Origin of the sequence: Mycobacterium sp., assembly GCF_019247635.1 — a bacterium.
Lineage (GTDB): Bacteria > Actinomycetota > Actinomycetes > Mycobacteriales > Mycobacteriaceae > Mycobacterium.
Genome location: NZ_JAFBAR010000108.1, coordinates 57,607 through 73,434, shown reverse-complemented (window position 1 = coordinate 73,434; position 15,828 = coordinate 57,607). Strand labels below are relative to the sequence as shown.

The window sequence follows — 15,828 nt, the reverse complement described above, 5'->3', positions numbered from 1 at the left end:
ACCCGCGACGTGAACAAGGCGCAGATCTACGCCTGGCGCAAGGGAATCAAGACGCTCTACTACATCCGGCTACGCCAGATGGCGCTGGAGGGTACCGAGGTCGAGGGCTGCGTCTCCTGCATGCTCTGACGGCCGGCGCCGAGTGTGAATTCAGCGACGGCCGCCCGGTGTGTCGCGTCGCGAAATTCACACTCGGCCAGGCGCGGAACGCCCGGTCTGCGCAGGTCAGCGGCGGCAACGCGGTATGGTGCTTGACGTGGTGAGAATGCCTCGACCTGCTAGACCCCACCCCAGCGTGAAGCCGGGGGTCAAGGTCGACGCGCGCAGCGAACGTTGGCGCGAACACCGCAAGAAGGTGCGCAACGAAATCGTCGAAGCGGCGTTCCGCGCCATCGACCGGTTGGGGCCCGAGCTCAGCGTCCGGGAGATCGCCGAAGAGGCCGGCACCGCCAAGCCCAAGATCTACCGGCATTTCCACGACAAGTCCGACCTTTTCCTGGCCATCGGCGAGCGGCTGCGCGACATGCTGTGGGCTGCGATCTTCCCGTCGATCGACCTGGCCACCGACTCGGTCCGCGAGGTCATCCGGCGCAGCGTTCAGGAGTTCGTCAACCTGGTCGACCAGCATCCGAATGTGGTGCGCGTTTTCATCCAGGGCGGCTCCGCCGCCCAGTCCCAGGCGACGGTGGCCACCCTCAACGAGGGTCGCGAAATCACGCTGACCATCGCCGAGATGTTCAACAACGAGATGCGCGAGATCGAATTGGACCACGCGGCGCTCGAACTTGCTGCACAGAGCGCCTTCGGTGCGGCGGCCGCGGCCACCGAGTGGTGGCTGGGCCCCGAACCGGACAGCCCGCGGCGCATGCGTCGCGAGCAGTTCGTCGCGCATCTCACGACCATCATGATGGGAGTCATCGTCGGCACCGCCGAAGTGCTGGGCATCGCCATGGACCCGGACAAGCCGATCCACGACGCGGTGCCGAGCAGCCCGGCCGCGAGCTGACTTTCGGCGGCGTTGACATCGCCTCAGCAATCCACGACACTCGATATATCCGATACCATGGGTACCGGATAGTTGCCGTCCAAACAGGAAGACCGAGCCACCATGACCAGTGCTGCGGCGGAGGTCCAGCCGTCTGACCAGGCGAGCTCACCGGTGCACACGCGCGCCGTCATCATCGGGACCGGATTCTCCGGACTGGGCATGGCGATCGCTCTGCAGCGCAAGGGTGTCGACTTCGTCATCCTCGAGAAGGCCGACGACATTGGCGGCACGTGGCGCGACAACAGCTACCCCGGCTGCGCCTGCGACATCCCGTCGCATCTGTACTCGTACTCGTTCGAGCCCAAGCCGGATTGGAAGAACCCGTTCTCCTACCAGCCCGAGATCTGGGACTACCTCAAGGGCGTCACCGAAAAGTACGGACTGCGCCGTTACGTCGAGTTCAATTCGCTTGTCGATCGCGGTTATTGGGACGACGAGGAGTGCCGGTGGCATGTGTTCACCGCCGACGGGCGCGAGTATGTCGCCCAGTTCCTGATCTCGGGAGCCGGCGCGCTGCATATCCCGTCGTTCCCGGAGATCGAGGGGCGTGACGAATTCGTCGGTCCCGCTTTCCATTCCGCGGAATGGGACCACAGCGTGGACCTGACCGGCAAGCGGGTGGCGATCATCGGGACCGGTGCCAGCGCGATTCAAATCGTGCCGGAGATCGTCGGGCAGGTTGCCGAGCTGCAGCTCTACCAACGCACCCCGCCGTGGGTGGTTCCGCGCTCCAATCCTGAACTCCCCGTTGCACTGCGACGGGCGATGCAGATCGTCCCCGGGCTGCGCGCGCTGGTGCGACTCACCATCTACTGGGCCCAGGAGGCGCTCGCCTACGGCATGACCAAACGGCCCAACGCGCTGAAATTCATCGAGGCCTACTGCAAGTACAACATCCGCCGCTCGGTGAAGGACCGCGAGTTGCGGCGCAAGCTGATCCCGCACTACCGCATCGGCTGCAAGCGAATCCTGAACTCCTCCACCTACTATCGGGCCGTCGCGGATCCCAGGACCCAACTGATCACCGATCCCATCACCCGCATCACGCGCGATGGGATCGTCACCGCCGATGGTCGCGAACGTCCCGTGGACGTCATCGTGTACGCCACCGGGTTCCACGTCACCGACTCCTACACGTACGTCCAGATCAAGGGGCAGCACGGCGAGGATCTGGTCGACCGGTGGAATCGCGAGGGCATCGGCGCCCACCGCGGCATCACCGTCGCCGATGTGCCAAACCTGTTCTTCCTGTTGGGGCCCAACACCGGGCTCGGGCACAACTCCGTGGTCTTCATGATCGAATCGCAGATCCACTACGTCGCCGACGCGATCACCAAGTGCGACACGATGGGCGCGCAGGCGCTGGCCCCGACACGCGAAGCGCAGGACGCGTTCAACGACGAACTGCAGAGCAAGTTGGCCCGCTCGGTCTGGAACAGCGGCGGCTGCGCCAGCTGGTATCTCGACGAGCACGGCAAGAACACCGTTTTGTGGGGCGGCTACACCTGGCAGTACTGGCGCGCGACCCGCTCCGTCAAACCCGCGGAATACCAGTTCTTCGGCGCGGGCACCGGCTCGCGGGCAAACGCCGCGGCGGCGGCTGTCGCGAAGTAACCTCGGCGCGCTGCGCCCTTTCCTAAGCTTCTGCGGTGCACCGCGCACGCGGCCGGGAGTCGGTGGCGTCGTGACGCCGAAGATCCAGGCGTATCACGCGATCCAGGACCCGGTCGGGTACGACGCGGGCCAGGCACACCAGGATCGCGGCGTCGCGTCCGATGGTGTAGCGAGTCCCGTCCTAGACGCCGCGCCTGAGGAGTTCGGCGAAGGCATTCGCGGCAGCGTCCACGCCGGCGTCGTCGTTGGTAGCCACCAGATCCAGCAGGAGGCCACGGGTTACGGCCAGTCCGAGTCGTACCATCGCTGCGTCCACCGGGCCATCGGCCGCCGCTTCGACCGCGCTCAGCCAGCCGTCGACGGCGCCGGGAACCATGTGGGCAAACGGCTTTTCGCCTTGGGCGGCGCGGGCGTAGCACTCGAAGAAGAGGCGTTCCAGCCGGCGTAGCTCGGGTCGACGAAGGTCGGCCCACATGGCGGCGAAGCCGTCGGCCGGGTTCGCGGGCAATTCGGTGAGCAGGCCCATCTGGCGGCGCTCGACCTCCTCGACGACCGCCATCAGCAGATCCTCACGAGAACCGAAGTGGTGCAGCAACATTCGATGGCTGGTGCCGAGTGCACCGGCCACCTCGCGCAGTGAGCGGTCACCGATGCCGCCCTCGGCGAATTCCTCGATCAGCGCCTGGCGCAGCCGTCGGCGCCGCTGCAGGTCAGGGCTGCGGACCATCGGCGCGGCTGAGCTGTTCCGACCGGGCCTTGAGCCCTTGGCCCTCCAGCTCGAGAAAGCGCTTGGTCTTCTTGACCATCAGGCGCCCGACAAGGGCGCCGAGGACACCGCGTTGCTCGAGTTGCTGGCGAACCAGGGTGCGGCCGCCGGGCTGGGCGGTGACGTCGTGGCGGGCGGTCACCAGCACGCCGGGGGAGCGTTGCACCCACGTCCAGGACGAACCCGCGTCGATCTCGGTGACCTGCCAGATCAGCTTTGACATGCCGGGTTGCTTGATGGCGAACCGGTTGCCGACGGCGAGGTCGGGACCATCCAGCCCGACCAGCGACGTCACCGAGGCTGTCCACGCCGGCCAGCCCTGGACGTCGGTGAAGACATCCCATACCAATTGCGCCGGAGCATCGATCTCGACGCTGCCCTCGTTAAACATGTACCAAATGGTACATCTCAGATGAGATTTTGCCTATGCCCTTATGCCACGCGCGCATCGGATGCTCGAGCGTAAGGCCGCAGCCGCTCGATCCACTGCGGCGTACGCTGCGGCATGCCGGGCTGGATTAAACGCCGCGACACGTCGGCACAACCTCTTGTGTTGCACCGCCTTGTCGGGCCCCAGGGGTAGTGTTTGAAGCCTGCGCCACCGCAGGCAAATCGTCTGGTGAAGAGGGGTTCTGGTGTCCGAAAACGTGAAGCTGATCGACCGGGCCTCGGCGATCAACTGGAACCGGCTGCAGGACGAGAAGGACGCGGAGGTCTGGGACCGGCTTACCGGAAACTTCTGGCTCCCCGAGAAGGTGCCGGTGTCCAACGACCTGCCCTCATGGGGCACGCTGACCGCCCATGAGAAACAGCTCACGATGCGGGTGTTCACTGGGCTGACCCTGCTGGACACCATCCAGGGCACCGTGGGGGCGGTCAGCCTGATTCCCGACGCGCTGACCCCGCACGAACAGGCCGTCTACACCAACATCGCGTTCATGGAATCGGTGCACGCCAAGAGCTACAGCTCGATCTTCTCCACCCTGTGCTCGACCGCCGAGATCGACGACGCCTTCCGCTGGTCGGAGGAAAATCCCAACCTGCAGCGCAAGGCCGAGATCGTGATGCAGTACTACCGCGGCGACGAGCCGCTGAAGCGCAAGGTGGCGTCCACGCTGCTGGAAAGCTTCCTGTTCTACTCCGGGTTCTATCTGCCGATGTACTGGTCCAGCCGGGCGAAGCTGACCAACACCGCCGATATGATCCGGCTGATCATTCGCGACGAGGCCGTGCACGGCTATTACATCGGCTACAAGTTCCAGCGCGGCCTGGCCCTGGTCGACGACGCCAAGCGCGCCGAACTCAAGGACTACACCTACGAGCTGCTCTTCGAGTTGTACGACAACGAGGTCGAGTACACCCAGGACCTCTACGACGAGGTCGGGTTGACCGAAGACGTCAAGAAGTTCTTGCGCTACAACGCAAACAAGGCGCTGATGAATCTCGGCTATGAGGCGCTGTTTCCGCGCGACGAGACCGACGTGAACCCCGCGATTCTGTCGGCCCTGTCGCCCAACGCCGACGAGAACCACGACTTCTTCTCCGGGTCTGGGTCCAGCTACGTGATCGGCAAGGCCGTGGTCACCGAAGACGAGGACTGGGACTTCTAAACCCGCAGCTCAGACCCCTTAACGGCTAGCGGCGCGGGCGCGGCCGGCAAACGTGGCGCTCGGGCCAAAACGGGCTCATGCCCACCCTGTGCCCACAATTTCCCGAAGCAGATGTTCACACCCCCATGGATGGCGCGCTGGCTCACAAACGCCTGCCCGAGGTGTTGGAGGTGCTTCGGTGCTAGCTGCCGCCACCGCCACCACCGCCGCCGGCGGCGGTAGAGCCGGCGCCAACGGCGGCGGCTGAACCGCCCCCGCCACCACCGCCACCGCCGAAGGTGCCGGACCCCCCGCCGCCGGGGGTGACGGTGCCGCCGCCACTGGTTATTGTGCCGCCGGAGCTGCCCATTCCGCCGGCGGTGTTGCCGGCACCACCGCTGATGGGCTGGGCCGGCGTCTCGGCGCCGCCGCCGCCGCCCCCGTCGCCGCCGAGGCCGCCGAAGATACCGCCGCCGCTGCCGCCGCCACCACCGCCGCCACCAGCGTCGGCCAAGGCGCCGCTAGCGCTACCGCCGCTACCACCATGACCGCCTCCGGCGCCGCCTGCGGCGGTGCCATTCCCGCCGGTTACTCCCGTTCCCGCGCCGCCATTGACGGCAGCTGCGGCGCCGGCGCCGCCGCCACCACCGGCACCGCCGAGGGTGAAGTCGGCGGCGCCGCCTTCGCCGCCGACGCCGCCGCCGCCAGTGAGCCCGCCGCCAACCGGCCCGGCTTCGGCCGAGCCGCCTTGGCCGCCGGAGCCGCCGTGGCCGCCGGCGAAGGTGCCGCTGCCGCCGGCGCCGCCGCCGCCAGCACCGCCACCCTCGGCCGCCACCGGCGCACCTCCGGTGGCGATTGCTATGCCGCCGTTGCCGCCGGTGCCGCCGTAGCCGCCGGTGAAGCCATACCCGCCGTTGCCGCCGGTGCCGCCGTTGCCTGCCAGCCAGGCCCCGGTGCTGCCATTGGCCGGCTCGCTGTAGCCGCCGTTGCCGCCGTCGCCACCGGTGCCGCCGGTGCCTCCCGGGCTCGGGAAGCGGTCGTAGCCGATGCCGCCCGCCCCGGCGCTGCCGCCGTTGCCTCCAGTGCCGCCGTTGCCCGCAGATCCGGAGGTGGCGTTGAAGCCCTGGCCGCCTTGGCCACCTTGGCCGCCGGCGCCGCCGATTCCGCCGTAACCGCCAACGTCGCCGATACCGATCAATCTCGACAACACCGCAGGCTGGCCCCCGGGCCCACCCACCCCGCCGTTGCCGCCGAGGCCACCGGTGCCGCCGTTGATGGATCCGGCGACGCCGGCGAAACCGGGGCCTCCGGTGCCGCCGGCTCCGCCGGCGCCACCGATCCCGCCACCGCCGAAGAACAGCCCAGCGTTGCCACCGGCACCACCGGCCCCGCCGGTGCTGCCGACGCCACCGCTGGTGCCACTAGTGCCGGTGGTGCCTGCCCCGCCGGCCCCGCCCTGGCCGCCGTTGCCGAACAACCAGGCGTTACCGCCTTTGCCACCAGGCTGCCCCGGCGCACCGGACCCCCCCTCACCGCCGTTACCAAACAACAGCCCGCCCGGCCCGCCCGCTTGCCCGGTTCCGGGGGCCCCATCGGTGCCGTTGCCGATCAACGGGGTCCCCAACAAGGCGTTGGTGGGCGCGTTGATCACCCCGAGCAGGTCGTCCCCGAGGGTCTGCAGTGGGTTGGCGTTGGCCGCCTCGGCGGCCGTGTAGGTGGCGCTGGCACCAGTCAATGCCTGCACGAACTGGTCATGAAACGCCCCCGCCTGCGCGCTGAATGCCTGAAAGGCGTTCCCGTGCCCGGAAAACAGCGCCGCCACCGCCGCCGATACCTCATCACCCCCGGCGGCCAGCAGCGTCGTGGTCGGGGCCGCAGCCGCCGAGGTGGCCGCGCTCACGGTCGAGCCGATCCCGGCCACATCCCCAGCCGCCGCCGCGAGCACCTCGGGTACCGCCACCACATACGACATCGCTGCCCCTCACATCGTCGATACGCTGCATCGGAGGAGATGAAAAGTACGCCAAGAGGCTACGCCGACGCCGGCCGACCTTCCCATGCTTTGGCAGACATTTAACCCGCGCGTCATTATCGGCTGAAGAACGCCCTTCGACGTGTACCACGACTCTCACGCAGGCAATTAACCGCCGAACATCATTCGCGGTGGGTTGTGAATCCCGACGACCCACGCGCCCCTCGCAGGTGGCGGCGGGCGCCGAACCACCCTCGCCAGCCCAGGGACTTTGGGCGCGGGACGCAGTCCCAGGTTCACCTCGACGCCGTTGGCTACGTCGACCCGTCATCCCCGGGTGCGCCGAACACCCCACCGGCGCCCCCGGTGCCGGCGGCGCCCGCTGCCTTACCACCAGGCCCGGCGTTGCCGCCGCTACCGCCGTTGCCGATCAGCGACGCGTCACCGCCGGTACCGCCGGCACCGCCGGTACCGTTAAGTGCGAATCCGCCGGCACCGCCGCCACCGCCGTTCCCGATGATCAGCCCGCTCTTGCCGCCATGGCCGCCGTCACCGCCACTGGGCACGGCCAATCCGCCGGCGCCGCCCTCACCGCCGTTGCCGAACAGCAGGGCGGCGTTGCCGCCGGCCCCCCCGTCGCCGGCGGTGGCGACGCCGTCGCCGCCGACGCCGCCGGCCCCGCCGGCACCCAACAGCACGCCGGCGTTACCGCCGGCACCTCCGACACCTCCGGCGGTTTGGCCGGCCCCACCGGTGCCGCCGGCCCCGCCGGTACCGAAAAGTAGGGCTGCGTTGCCGCCCGCCCCGCCGGCCCCTCCGGCTTGGGTGCCGGTGGCGCCGACACCGAAGTACATGCCGGCCCCGCCGGTGCCACCGGCCCCGCCGGCACCGAAAAGCAGGCCGGCGTTGCCGCCTTGACCGCCGCTACCGCCCCCATTGACGAAGCCCTCCCCGCCGGTGCCGCCGGCCCCGGCAGGGCCCAGAAGCAGGCCGGCGTTGCCGCCGGCCCCACCGGCCCCGCCGCCGGAGTTGCCGCTCCCGCCCGCTCCGCCGACACCGCCAGCACCGATGAACATGCCGGCACCGCCGGCGCCGCCGCCCCCGCCGACACCGCCGGCATCGGCACCGGACCCGCCGGCGCCGCCGGCACCGCCGGCCGCGAACAACCCGGCACCGCCAACACCGCCGACACCGCCGGCGATACCTAGCCCGCCGGCGCCGCCCGCACCGCCGGGTGCGAACAGCCCAGCACCGCCCACACCGCCGGCACCGCCGACGGTCTCGCCGACTCCGCCGGCGCCGCCGATGCCGCCGACGTTGAATAGCCCCATACCGCCGGCCCCGCCAACACCGCCGGCACCCGTGAAGCCGAGGCCGCCGGTGCCGCCGGTGCCGCCGGCACCGAACAGCCCGCCGGCGCCGCCGTTTCCGCCGTTTCCGCCCGTGATCGTGCCCCGCCCGCCGGCGCCGCCGGCCCCGCCAGCACCGAACAGCCCGGCGGCGCCGCCGTTTCCGCCGTTTTGCCCGGTCCCGGTCGTAGAGAGGGCGCCGGCCCCGCCGTTCCCACCGTTGCCGACGAGCCACCCACCGGCCCCGCCGTCGGCCCCGGTTCCCGGGGTTCCGTTGGCGCCGTTGCCGATCAACGGCCGCCCGGTCAGCAGCAGGAACGGCGCATTGATTGGCGCTAGCAGGTCTGCCTGCACACTTTGCAACGGCGAGGCGTTAGCCGCCTCGGCGGACGTATAGGCACCGCCGGCGGCATTCAGCGCCTGCACGAACTGGTCATGAAACGCCCCCGCCTGCGCGCTGAGCCCCTGAAAGGCGTTCCCGTGCCCGGAAAACAGCGCCGCCACCGCCGCCGATACCTCATCCCCGCCGGCGGCCAGCACCACGGTGGTCGGGGCCGCCGCCGCCGCAGTCGCAGCGGTCAGCCCCGAGCCGATGCTGGACAGATGCGAGGCCGCCGAAGCCACCAACTCGGGGACCGCCACCACATACGACATCGCTGTCCCGCCATATCGTCGATACATCGCTGCATCGGAGGAAGGAAGATGAAAATTATCGCAAAAGCGTACGCAGATTCCGACCCGGCATGCCAGCGTTGCGGCGAACTCTTCAGCCCGCGTAACTGCCGTCGGTCGAAGAACGCTCTCCTGAATATTCGCGGCGGCGTGAGTCCAACACCGAGATCGCCTCGCGGACAGGTGTTTCGCGTCCGACTGGGTTCGTCGTAGATAAGGCCGTCGTCACTGGGACTTCTAAACCCGCAGGTGTCGGCGGCAGCTTGGCTTGACAGCTAACCGCCGTCGCCGCCGGTGCCGCCGAGCGCCTGGACACCGCCGCTGCTACCCCCGACCGAGGCGGCGCCGCCGCCGCCACCTCCGCCGGTATTGCCAGTGCCGCCGGCGCCGCCGCTGCCGCCGGTGCCTGCTTGGCCGACACTTCCGGGCGCACCACCGCCGCCGCCGGCGCCGCCGCTGACCAGCCCGCCCCCGCTCAGGGCGAAGCCGCCGGTGCCGCCGGTACCTCCGGTGCCGCCCGCGATACCCCCGCCGCCACCGCCGCCCCCGCCGGCGGCGTCGATGTGGTTGGTCAGGCCGAAGCCCGAGCCAGCGAGGCCGCCTTGGCCGCCGCCGGTGCCGCCGGCGCTGGTGCCGTCGCCGTGGACGTTGGCGGTGGCGTGAGCGATGGTGGCGGCGCCTCCGCCGCCGCCCCCGCCACCGGGCCCGCCGATGGCCCCGGCGGCGCCGCCCCCGCCACCACCGGTGCCGCCGCCGGCTTCGGCGACGAGGCTGCTGTTGTCGTAGGCGTAGGCCAAACCGCCGGCACCGCCGGTGCCGCCGGTGCCGCCCGTGCCGCCGCCGGTGCTGTTGCCGCCGGCCCCGCCGCTGCCACCGCCACCGCCGATGACATAGCCGTTGGTGTTGGTGGTCAAGGTGCCGTTACCGCCGTCGCCCCCGTTGCCGCCGTTGCCACCGGCGCCGGTGCTGGTCCCGCCGTTGCCGCCGTTGCCGCCGGCGCCGGGGCCGGCGGTGCCGAAGGTGCTGTTGCCGCCGTTGCCGCCGTTGCCGCCGTTGCCGCCGGTGCCCGGGCCGCCCGCGGTTGCGCCGGGGCCTCCGGCGCTACCGCCCAGGCCCGCGGCCCCGCCGTTGCCGCCGTTGCCGCCGTGACCACCGCCGGTGACGCCGTTGTCGTCGGCGGCGACACCGCCCTGGCCGCCCTGGCCGCCGTTGCCGCCGGTGCCGCCGTTGCCGTTGGCGCCCGCATGGCCGCCGAACAATCCTGACAATCCCTGGGATTGGCCGCCGGTCCCACCCGTACCACCGTTGCCGGCATGGCCGCCGTCGGTGCCGCTGTAGGCGTTGACCGGGCCGCCGAAATCGCCGGAGGGACCGTTGCCGCCGGCCCCGCCTGTCCCGCCGATGCCGCCGGCACCGCCGGCGCCGCCGTTTCCAAAGATCAGCCCGCCGTTGCCGCCGGCCCCGCCCATGCCGCCGTTGCCGCCGTTGCCGCCGTTGGTGCTGTTGATGGCAGAGCCCGTGGTGCCGGTGCTCCCGGCCCCCCCGGCTCCGCCTTGGCCGCCGGTGCCGAAAAGCCATGCATTACCACCTCGGCCACCGGGCTGCCCGGGGGCTCCGGACCCACCGTTACCGCCGTTTCCCCACAAAATGCCACCCGGCCCGCCGGCCTGCCCGGTCCCGGGCGCGCCGTCGGTGCCGTCGCCGATCAACGGGGTCCCCAACAAGGCGTTGGTGGGCGCGTTGATCACGGCCAGGACGTCTTGTTCGAGGGCCTGCAGTGGCGAGGCGTCGGCGGCTTCGGTGGCCGTATAGGCGCCCCCGGCGGTGTTCAACGTCTGCACGAACTGGTCATGAAACGCCGCTGCTTGGGCGCTGAGCGCCTGAAAGGCCTGTCCGTGGTTGGAAAACAGCGATGCCACCGCCGCCGAGACCTCATCGGCGCCGGCGGCCAGTATCCCGGTCGTCGGGGCTGCCGCGGCCGCATTCGCGGCGGTCACCGCCGAGCCGATGCCGGACAAATCGGATGCCGCGGCCTGCAGCAAGTCTGGCGCCACAGTCACAAAAGACATCTCCGGCTCCCGTCCACTCAGCGCGCCCGGTGCAAAACGGTGTGTCGTTGCTCTGGCGATGGCCTCGCCTGGGCGCTCGATGTGAAGTGTGCGCCAATGGACGGTGGCAGTTGATGGGGAATTCTCCCTATTATTTGTGCGCCCCGGGACCTGGCCGGGCGCATGCCAACGCGAGAATGCGCTGCGGGACCGTTCTTTTGGCCGGCCTGCACAACTCTGGCCTGCCAATCAGCTACTTGCAGCTGCTGGGTGGCGCGAACTACGGCACCTACAACCAGGGCGTCTTCAACACGGGTAACTACGACATCGGATTTTTCAACTCCTGCAACGACCTTGTGGGCATCGGGCTCACCGGTGACCACAAGATAGGGATTGGGCCCTTCTACATCAACGAATAGACACGAACCTCGTTAAAGCGCTCGTGTGGGATATCAATTCGCCGCATAATTGCCGCTATGAAGAGATTTTTCCTGGGGATCGCGCTGATTGTAGGAATGGCCGTGGCCACGCCGTCGGCGCCGGCGGCGCACGCCGACATCTGCGCCGGCGCGAATGGGCGCCACGTCAGTGTCGGAGGTTGTACCCCCGGCCTTGCAGGCGATGCGATCACGGGCGCAATCGTGGCGTCCGATCACCCGTATGTCGATGGCGAGGTCCCCTGCTACACCGTGGAGGGTGCGCCCTACTACACGCCTCCGGGCGAGCCCTGCTAGCCGCGCGCTCGACGCGGGGTGGGGCATGGCGGCGGCACCCAGGTTTGCAACACTTTGCGGCCGATCAGCTGGCAGCCGTGGGTATACGCCAATTGCTTTGCGGCAGCAGTGAACTCCTGGTTGCTCACGACGATGCTCTTCGCGCATCCATGATGGAGCGCGCCGGAGACCACCTGCTGGACGGCGGCGACACCGACCGATTTTCCATAGCGCTTGCACTGGATCGCCACATACCGGCCGTCCCTTTCGGCGATCAGGTCGACGCCGTAATCCCCGACCGGCGGGGTGAATCTGACCCGCCAGCCCGCCTGGCCTAAGCGCGTGGCGACGTAGTCCTCGAACTCGACCCCGCCCATCGCGTCGATTCGTCTCATGGTGGCGTTGACCCAGTCGCGGCGCGACCACTGACGCTTGGCCACCCACGCCAGGACCTCGAGCAGCAGGGTCAAGTAGCACGTCGCAAAACCCACCCCGGGGCTGTGCACGGCGATGCCTACGGACGCCCCAACGACGATTGGAATGACAGGCAGGGCCCCGCGCACGAGCCGATGATAGGGATGAGCTCCGACAACGGGGACGACCCCGGCGAAGCGGAATACGTCTGGGCCGGCTTCGGGCGCGGGACGTGTTCGGTCCGTGAACGGAGCGTGAATTGTCGAGATGGCGGGATGCCAGGGTGGCGCGGTGATGTCGCGACCGTGAGACTAATGGGCGTGACGACATCCGGTTCTTCTCACAATCACCCCCACTTCTTACGGTCGGTAATCCGCTGGCTGCAGGTCGGCTATCCCCAAGGCGTGCCCGGGCCTGACCAGGTCCCCTTGCTGGCGCTCCTGCGCAGCACCCCGCTTTCCCAGGATCAGCTCAAAGAGGTCGTCCAAAACCTCACCAAGCCGGGATCGGCGTCCGAGGAGGACGGCGTGATCGACGGCAACGAGATCGCCGCGAGAATCTCCGAGTTGACCAACCACGACGCCGGCCCCGAGAACGTTCGTCGGGTGGCCGCCACGCTGGCCGCCGCGGGCTGGCCGCTGGCCGGCATCGACGTCAGCGAGGTTATCCCCGGCGACGAAGACGGCGAGGCCGCCGAAGAGATCGCGGCCCAGTTGCGGGCTGCCTCACAAGCTTGAGATGTCGATGACGAAGCGGTAGCGCACGTCGCTGGCCAGCACCCGCTCGTAGGCTTCGTTGACGTAATCGGCCTCGATGACCTCGATTTCGGGGGTCACGCCGTGCTCGGCGCAGAAGTTCAGCATCTCCTGGGTTTCGGCGATGCCGCCGATGTTCGACCCGGAGAGGCTGCGTCGCGCGAGCCCCAGCGAGAACGCCCGCACCTCCATCGGGTGTTCGGGGATACCGAGTTCGACCATGGTGCCGTCGACGTCCAGCAGATTCAGGTAGTCGTCGAGGTTCAGGTTGGCTGAGACGGTGTTCAGGATCAGGTCGAAACCGTTGCGCAGCTTGCGGAAGGTGTCCGGATCGGCGGTGGCGTAGTAATTGCTCGCCCCCAGGCGCAGCCCGTCTTCCATCTTCTTCAGCGACTGCGAGAGCACTGTCACGTCGGCGCCCATCGCTGCGCCCAGCTTGACGCCCACGTGGCCCAGGCCGCCCAGCCCGATGATCGCAAGCCGCGTGCCCTGGCCGGCCTTCCAGTGCCGCAGCGGTGAGAAGAGTGTGACGCCCGCGCACAGCAAGGGCGCCGCGGCGTCAAGGGGCAGCTCGTCGGGAATGTGCACGACGAAGTTCTCGTCGACGACGACGGCCTGGCTGTAGCCGCCCTGCGTCGGTGTGCCGTCCTTGTCGATCGAGTTGTACGTGAAGGTCGCGCCCGGTTTGCAGTACTGCTCGAGCCCGGCCTTACAGCTGCTGCACTGACCGCAGGAGTTCACCATGCAGCCCACGCCGACGTGGTCGCCGATTTTGTGCTTGGTGACCTCGGAGCCGACGGCCGTCACCACGCCGGCGATCTCGTGGCCGGGGACCAGTGGGTAGTTCGGCACACCCCACTCGGCTTTGACGGTGTGGATGTCGGAGTGGCATATTCCGGCGAATTTGATGTCGATCGCGACGTCGTGGGGACCGGGATCGCGACGCTCGATGGTCGTCTTGGTCAGTGGCGCGGTTGCGGATGTCGCGGCATAGGCGCTGACAGTGCTCATGGTATTTCCCTCTTCGATCTCGGTGGCTCTACAGAAGCTTAGCTAAGGTAACGGTTTTAGGCCAGTCGGCCGTTGCGCAGCGCGCTCGACTTTCCAGCGGAACGCTTTCGATAAAGGCGGCTCACGACCACTTTGAACCTAGACGAGCTGGTCGGCATGAGAACGACCCGCCGACGACGTGTGGGGTTCCTGGGGCTGGTGAGAAAGTTGTATATCCTGCTCGTGTGGGGAGCACACGAAGCGAACAGCGGCCACCTGCGCCGGCAAACTTCGAGCAGTCTATGGGGGCAAACTTCGACCTGCCGGGCGGAATCATTATCGGTTTCGCCTTAATATACGCAACATTTCGCATCTCCCGTTTGCATGGTTTGCACGTCGGGTGGATTTGGGTAGACGCCGTTTATCTAATTCTGTGGCTGGCCCTCGGATGGGCATTCGGTGTGGTTGCGGTGCGCTGTGGAAAGGCCGAGCGTTGGGCGTCGGCCTTTGCCGGGCTGACCGCGGCCGCCGCGTCCGTGCGCGCGCTGTTCTGGGGATTTCTGCTAGTTGATGACGCCAGACCGAGTTCGTATTATGCCTTAATTCAGTATTTATCCCTCTTTACCGCGTTGGCGCTCATGTCTTTCGGAATCGCAGCACACCGACAATTCCGGTGGTGGTGGTCGGTGCCCGCCGTGCTGGCCGGATTTCTCGATGCCCGGACAAGTGCTCTCGTCATTTATAGGACCGACCCTTATTTGGGTTTGATCTGGCTGATCCCGTTGGTAATACTTGGGATTGCGATGTACCGGACTCGAGTCAGCGCGACCACAGCTAATTAATCGGGGCGTTGATCCAGCGCAGGTCGTCGACGATGCCGCGGGCGGCAATCAAGCCCTGGCCCGTCTGCCAGATCTCGTCGTTGACGACGAACACCCGGTTGTCGCGGTTGGCCGACAGCTTGCGCCACGGGTCGCTGTCCAGGATGGTGGCCGCGCGGTCCGTGGCGGCCGCGGATGCGCAGGACACGTAGATGATGTCGGCGTCGGCGGCGGAGAAGTCCGGCGACCTGGCCAGGTCGGCGTCGGTGGTCCCCATCTCGAGGTAGGCCTTGTCGGTGAAGCGCTGCGCCATCGGCCGGTCCACCCCGACCGCGGTCAGCACGCTGGCCGGAAAGTTGTTGGACCCGTAGACCCGCATGGTCTTGTCTGTCAGCTCGACGATCGAGGCCTGGAAATGGGCCGCGTCGTGGGTGGCCCCAATCTGGGCCGCCCGCTGCGAGAAGCCGCTGATCAGTCCGTCGACCGCGGCGCCGCGTCCCGTCGCCGCCCGGACGCCACGCAGGTTGTCCTGCCAGGCCGCGCCGGGAGCCGCAGTGAACACGGTGGGCGCGATCGCCGCCAGCTGCGCATACAGCTTTGGCGTCAGCCCTTGTGAGCCCAGGATCAGATCCGGGTGGGCAGCCCTGATGGCGTTCATGTCGGGGGAGCTGCGCGTACCGACCCCGGCCAGCCCGTGCACCGTATTGCCCAGGTACGGCGGCTGGGATGCCGAGCCGTCCGGCAATGCGGCGCCCACTACCCGGGATTGCAGGCCCAGCGCGCACAGTGCGTCGAGTTGGTCACCGGCGAGCACCACGATGCGCTGCGGATCGGCGGGCACCTGCACCACGTCCGGCGTCACTCCCGCCGCGTTGTGCGCGGTGCGGGGCGAGGGCCCCGCGTCGGCCGCCGCCGGGTCCTTGGCGCACGAGTCATCGGGCTTGCGATCGTTTCCCAGCACCCCGGCTCCGGCGATCTGGGTGGTGGGCGTGACCAGCGACCGCGACGAGGGCTTGGACGGTTCCGATCCGCAAGCGCTGCAGGCGATCGCGAGTGCGGCCATTATCGATGCCGGGG

General features: G+C 68.6%; 15 protein-coding genes and 1 pseudogene. 8 read left to right on the top strand and 8 right to left on the bottom strand.

Going from position 1 to position 15,828, the window contains the following annotated elements; genetic code table 11:
- The 3 genes and pseudogenes from JO236_RS18740 to JO236_RS18730 all read left to right on the top strand — a co-directional run.
- Window positions 1-129, top strand: a pseudogene (locus tag JO236_RS18740) (ribonucleoside-diphosphate reductase); the annotation flags it as partial.
- Window positions 130-265: 136 nt separating this feature from the next.
- Complete coding sequence (locus JO236_RS18735; RefSeq protein WP_416362285.1) at window positions 266-1,006, top strand: TetR/AcrR family transcriptional regulator; 741 nt, start codon at window positions 266-268, stop codon at window positions 1,004-1,006.
- A 102-nt stretch (window positions 1,007-1,108) separates the two neighbouring features.
- The gene (locus JO236_RS18730; RefSeq protein ID WP_293333785.1) at window positions 1,109-2,662 is read left to right on the top strand and encodes a flavin-containing monooxygenase; all 1,554 of its coding nucleotides are present in this window, start codon (window positions 1,109-1,111) and stop codon (window positions 2,660-2,662) included.
- Window positions 2,663-2,843: 181 nt separating this feature from the next.
- Here the strand turns inward: JO236_RS18730 and JO236_RS18725 are convergent, their stop codons facing one another.
- Together JO236_RS18725 and JO236_RS18720 are read right to left on the bottom strand one after the other, a co-directional pair.
- Window positions 2,844-3,389, bottom strand: coding sequence for a TetR/AcrR family transcriptional regulator (locus JO236_RS18725; RefSeq protein WP_293333782.1), 546 nt, complete (start codon window positions 3,387-3,389; stop codon window positions 2,844-2,846).
- Window positions 3,373-3,819 (bottom strand): SRPBCC family protein, encoded by a 447-nt coding sequence (locus JO236_RS18720; RefSeq protein ID WP_293333779.1) that lies wholly within the window; start codon window positions 3,817-3,819, stop codon window positions 3,373-3,375. Before JO236_RS18720 ends, JO236_RS18725 begins: the two co-directional genes overlap by 17 nt.
- A gap of 244 nt (window positions 3,820-4,063) precedes the next feature.
- Here JO236_RS18720 and nrdF point away from each other — a divergent pair, with 244 nt between their 5' ends.
- Window positions 4,064-5,038: a class 1b ribonucleoside-diphosphate reductase subunit beta gene (gene nrdF, locus JO236_RS18715; RefSeq protein ID WP_293333776.1), complete on the top strand. Its 975-nt coding sequence runs from the start codon at window positions 4,064-4,066 to the stop codon at window positions 5,036-5,038.
- A gap of 181 nt (window positions 5,039-5,219) precedes the next feature.
- Here the strand turns inward: nrdF and JO236_RS18710 are convergent, their stop codons facing one another.
- The 3 genes from JO236_RS18710 to JO236_RS18700 all read right to left on the bottom strand — a co-directional run bounded on the left by JO236_RS18710 (window position 5,220) and on the right by JO236_RS18700 (window position 11,079).
- Entirely contained in the window at window positions 5,220-6,989 is a 1,770-nt protein-coding gene (locus JO236_RS18710) for a PE family protein (RefSeq protein ID WP_293333773.1), read from the bottom strand.
- 314 nt (window positions 6,990-7,303) lie between these two features.
- Window positions 7,304-8,992 (bottom strand): PE family protein, encoded by a 1,689-nt coding sequence (locus JO236_RS18705; RefSeq protein ID WP_293333815.1) that lies wholly within the window; start codon window positions 8,990-8,992, stop codon window positions 7,304-7,306.
- Between the two features lie 293 nt (window positions 8,993-9,285).
- Window positions 9,286-11,079: a PE family protein gene (locus JO236_RS18700; protein WP_293333770.1), complete on the bottom strand. Its 1,794-nt coding sequence runs from the start codon at window positions 11,077-11,079 to the stop codon at window positions 9,286-9,288.
- Between the two features lie 176 nt (window positions 11,080-11,255).
- On the opposite strand from JO236_RS18700, the gene JO236_RS18695 reads away from it, so the two are divergent.
- Both JO236_RS18695 and JO236_RS18690 read left to right on the top strand, forming a co-directional pair.
- Window positions 11,256-11,477: a hypothetical protein gene (locus tag JO236_RS18695; RefSeq protein ID WP_293333767.1), complete on the top strand. Its 222-nt coding sequence runs from the start codon at window positions 11,256-11,258 to the stop codon at window positions 11,475-11,477.
- Window positions 11,478-11,534: 57 nt separating this feature from the next.
- The gene (locus tag JO236_RS18690; protein WP_293333765.1) at window positions 11,535-11,792 is read left to right on the top strand and encodes a hypothetical protein; all 258 of its coding nucleotides are present in this window, start codon (window positions 11,535-11,537) and stop codon (window positions 11,790-11,792) included.
- Here the strand turns inward: JO236_RS18690 and JO236_RS18685 are convergent.
- Complete coding sequence (locus JO236_RS18685; protein WP_293333762.1) at window positions 11,789-12,334, bottom strand: restriction endonuclease; 546 nt, start codon at window positions 12,332-12,334, stop codon at window positions 11,789-11,791. The genes JO236_RS18690 and JO236_RS18685 overlap by 4 nt on opposite strands.
- Window positions 12,335-12,499: 165 nt before the next feature.
- Here JO236_RS18685 and JO236_RS18680 point away from each other — a divergent pair, with 165 nt between their 5' ends.
- The gene (locus JO236_RS18680; protein ID WP_293333759.1) at window positions 12,500-12,922 is read left to right on the top strand and encodes a DUF3349 domain-containing protein; all 423 of its coding nucleotides are present in this window, start codon (window positions 12,500-12,502) and stop codon (window positions 12,920-12,922) included.
- Here JO236_RS18680 and JO236_RS18675 read toward each other — a convergent pair.
- Window positions 12,911-13,951, bottom strand: coding sequence for an NAD(P)-dependent alcohol dehydrogenase (locus JO236_RS18675; RefSeq protein ID WP_293333756.1), 1,041 nt, complete (start codon window positions 13,949-13,951; stop codon window positions 12,911-12,913). The two genes, JO236_RS18680 and JO236_RS18675, sit on opposite strands and share 12 nt — an antisense overlap.
- Window positions 13,952-14,175: 224 nt before the next feature.
- Here JO236_RS18675 and JO236_RS18670 point away from each other — a divergent pair, with 224 nt between their 5' ends.
- Window positions 14,176-14,772 (top strand): hypothetical protein, encoded by a 597-nt coding sequence (locus tag JO236_RS18670; RefSeq protein ID WP_293333753.1) that lies wholly within the window; start codon window positions 14,176-14,178, stop codon window positions 14,770-14,772.
- Here the strand turns inward: JO236_RS18670 and JO236_RS18665 are convergent.
- Complete coding sequence (locus JO236_RS18665; protein ID WP_416362286.1) at window positions 14,765-15,814, bottom strand: iron-siderophore ABC transporter substrate-binding protein; 1,050 nt, start codon at window positions 15,812-15,814, stop codon at window positions 14,765-14,767. The genes JO236_RS18670 and JO236_RS18665 overlap by 8 nt on opposite strands.
- Window positions 15,815-15,828 lie beyond the last annotated feature (14 nt).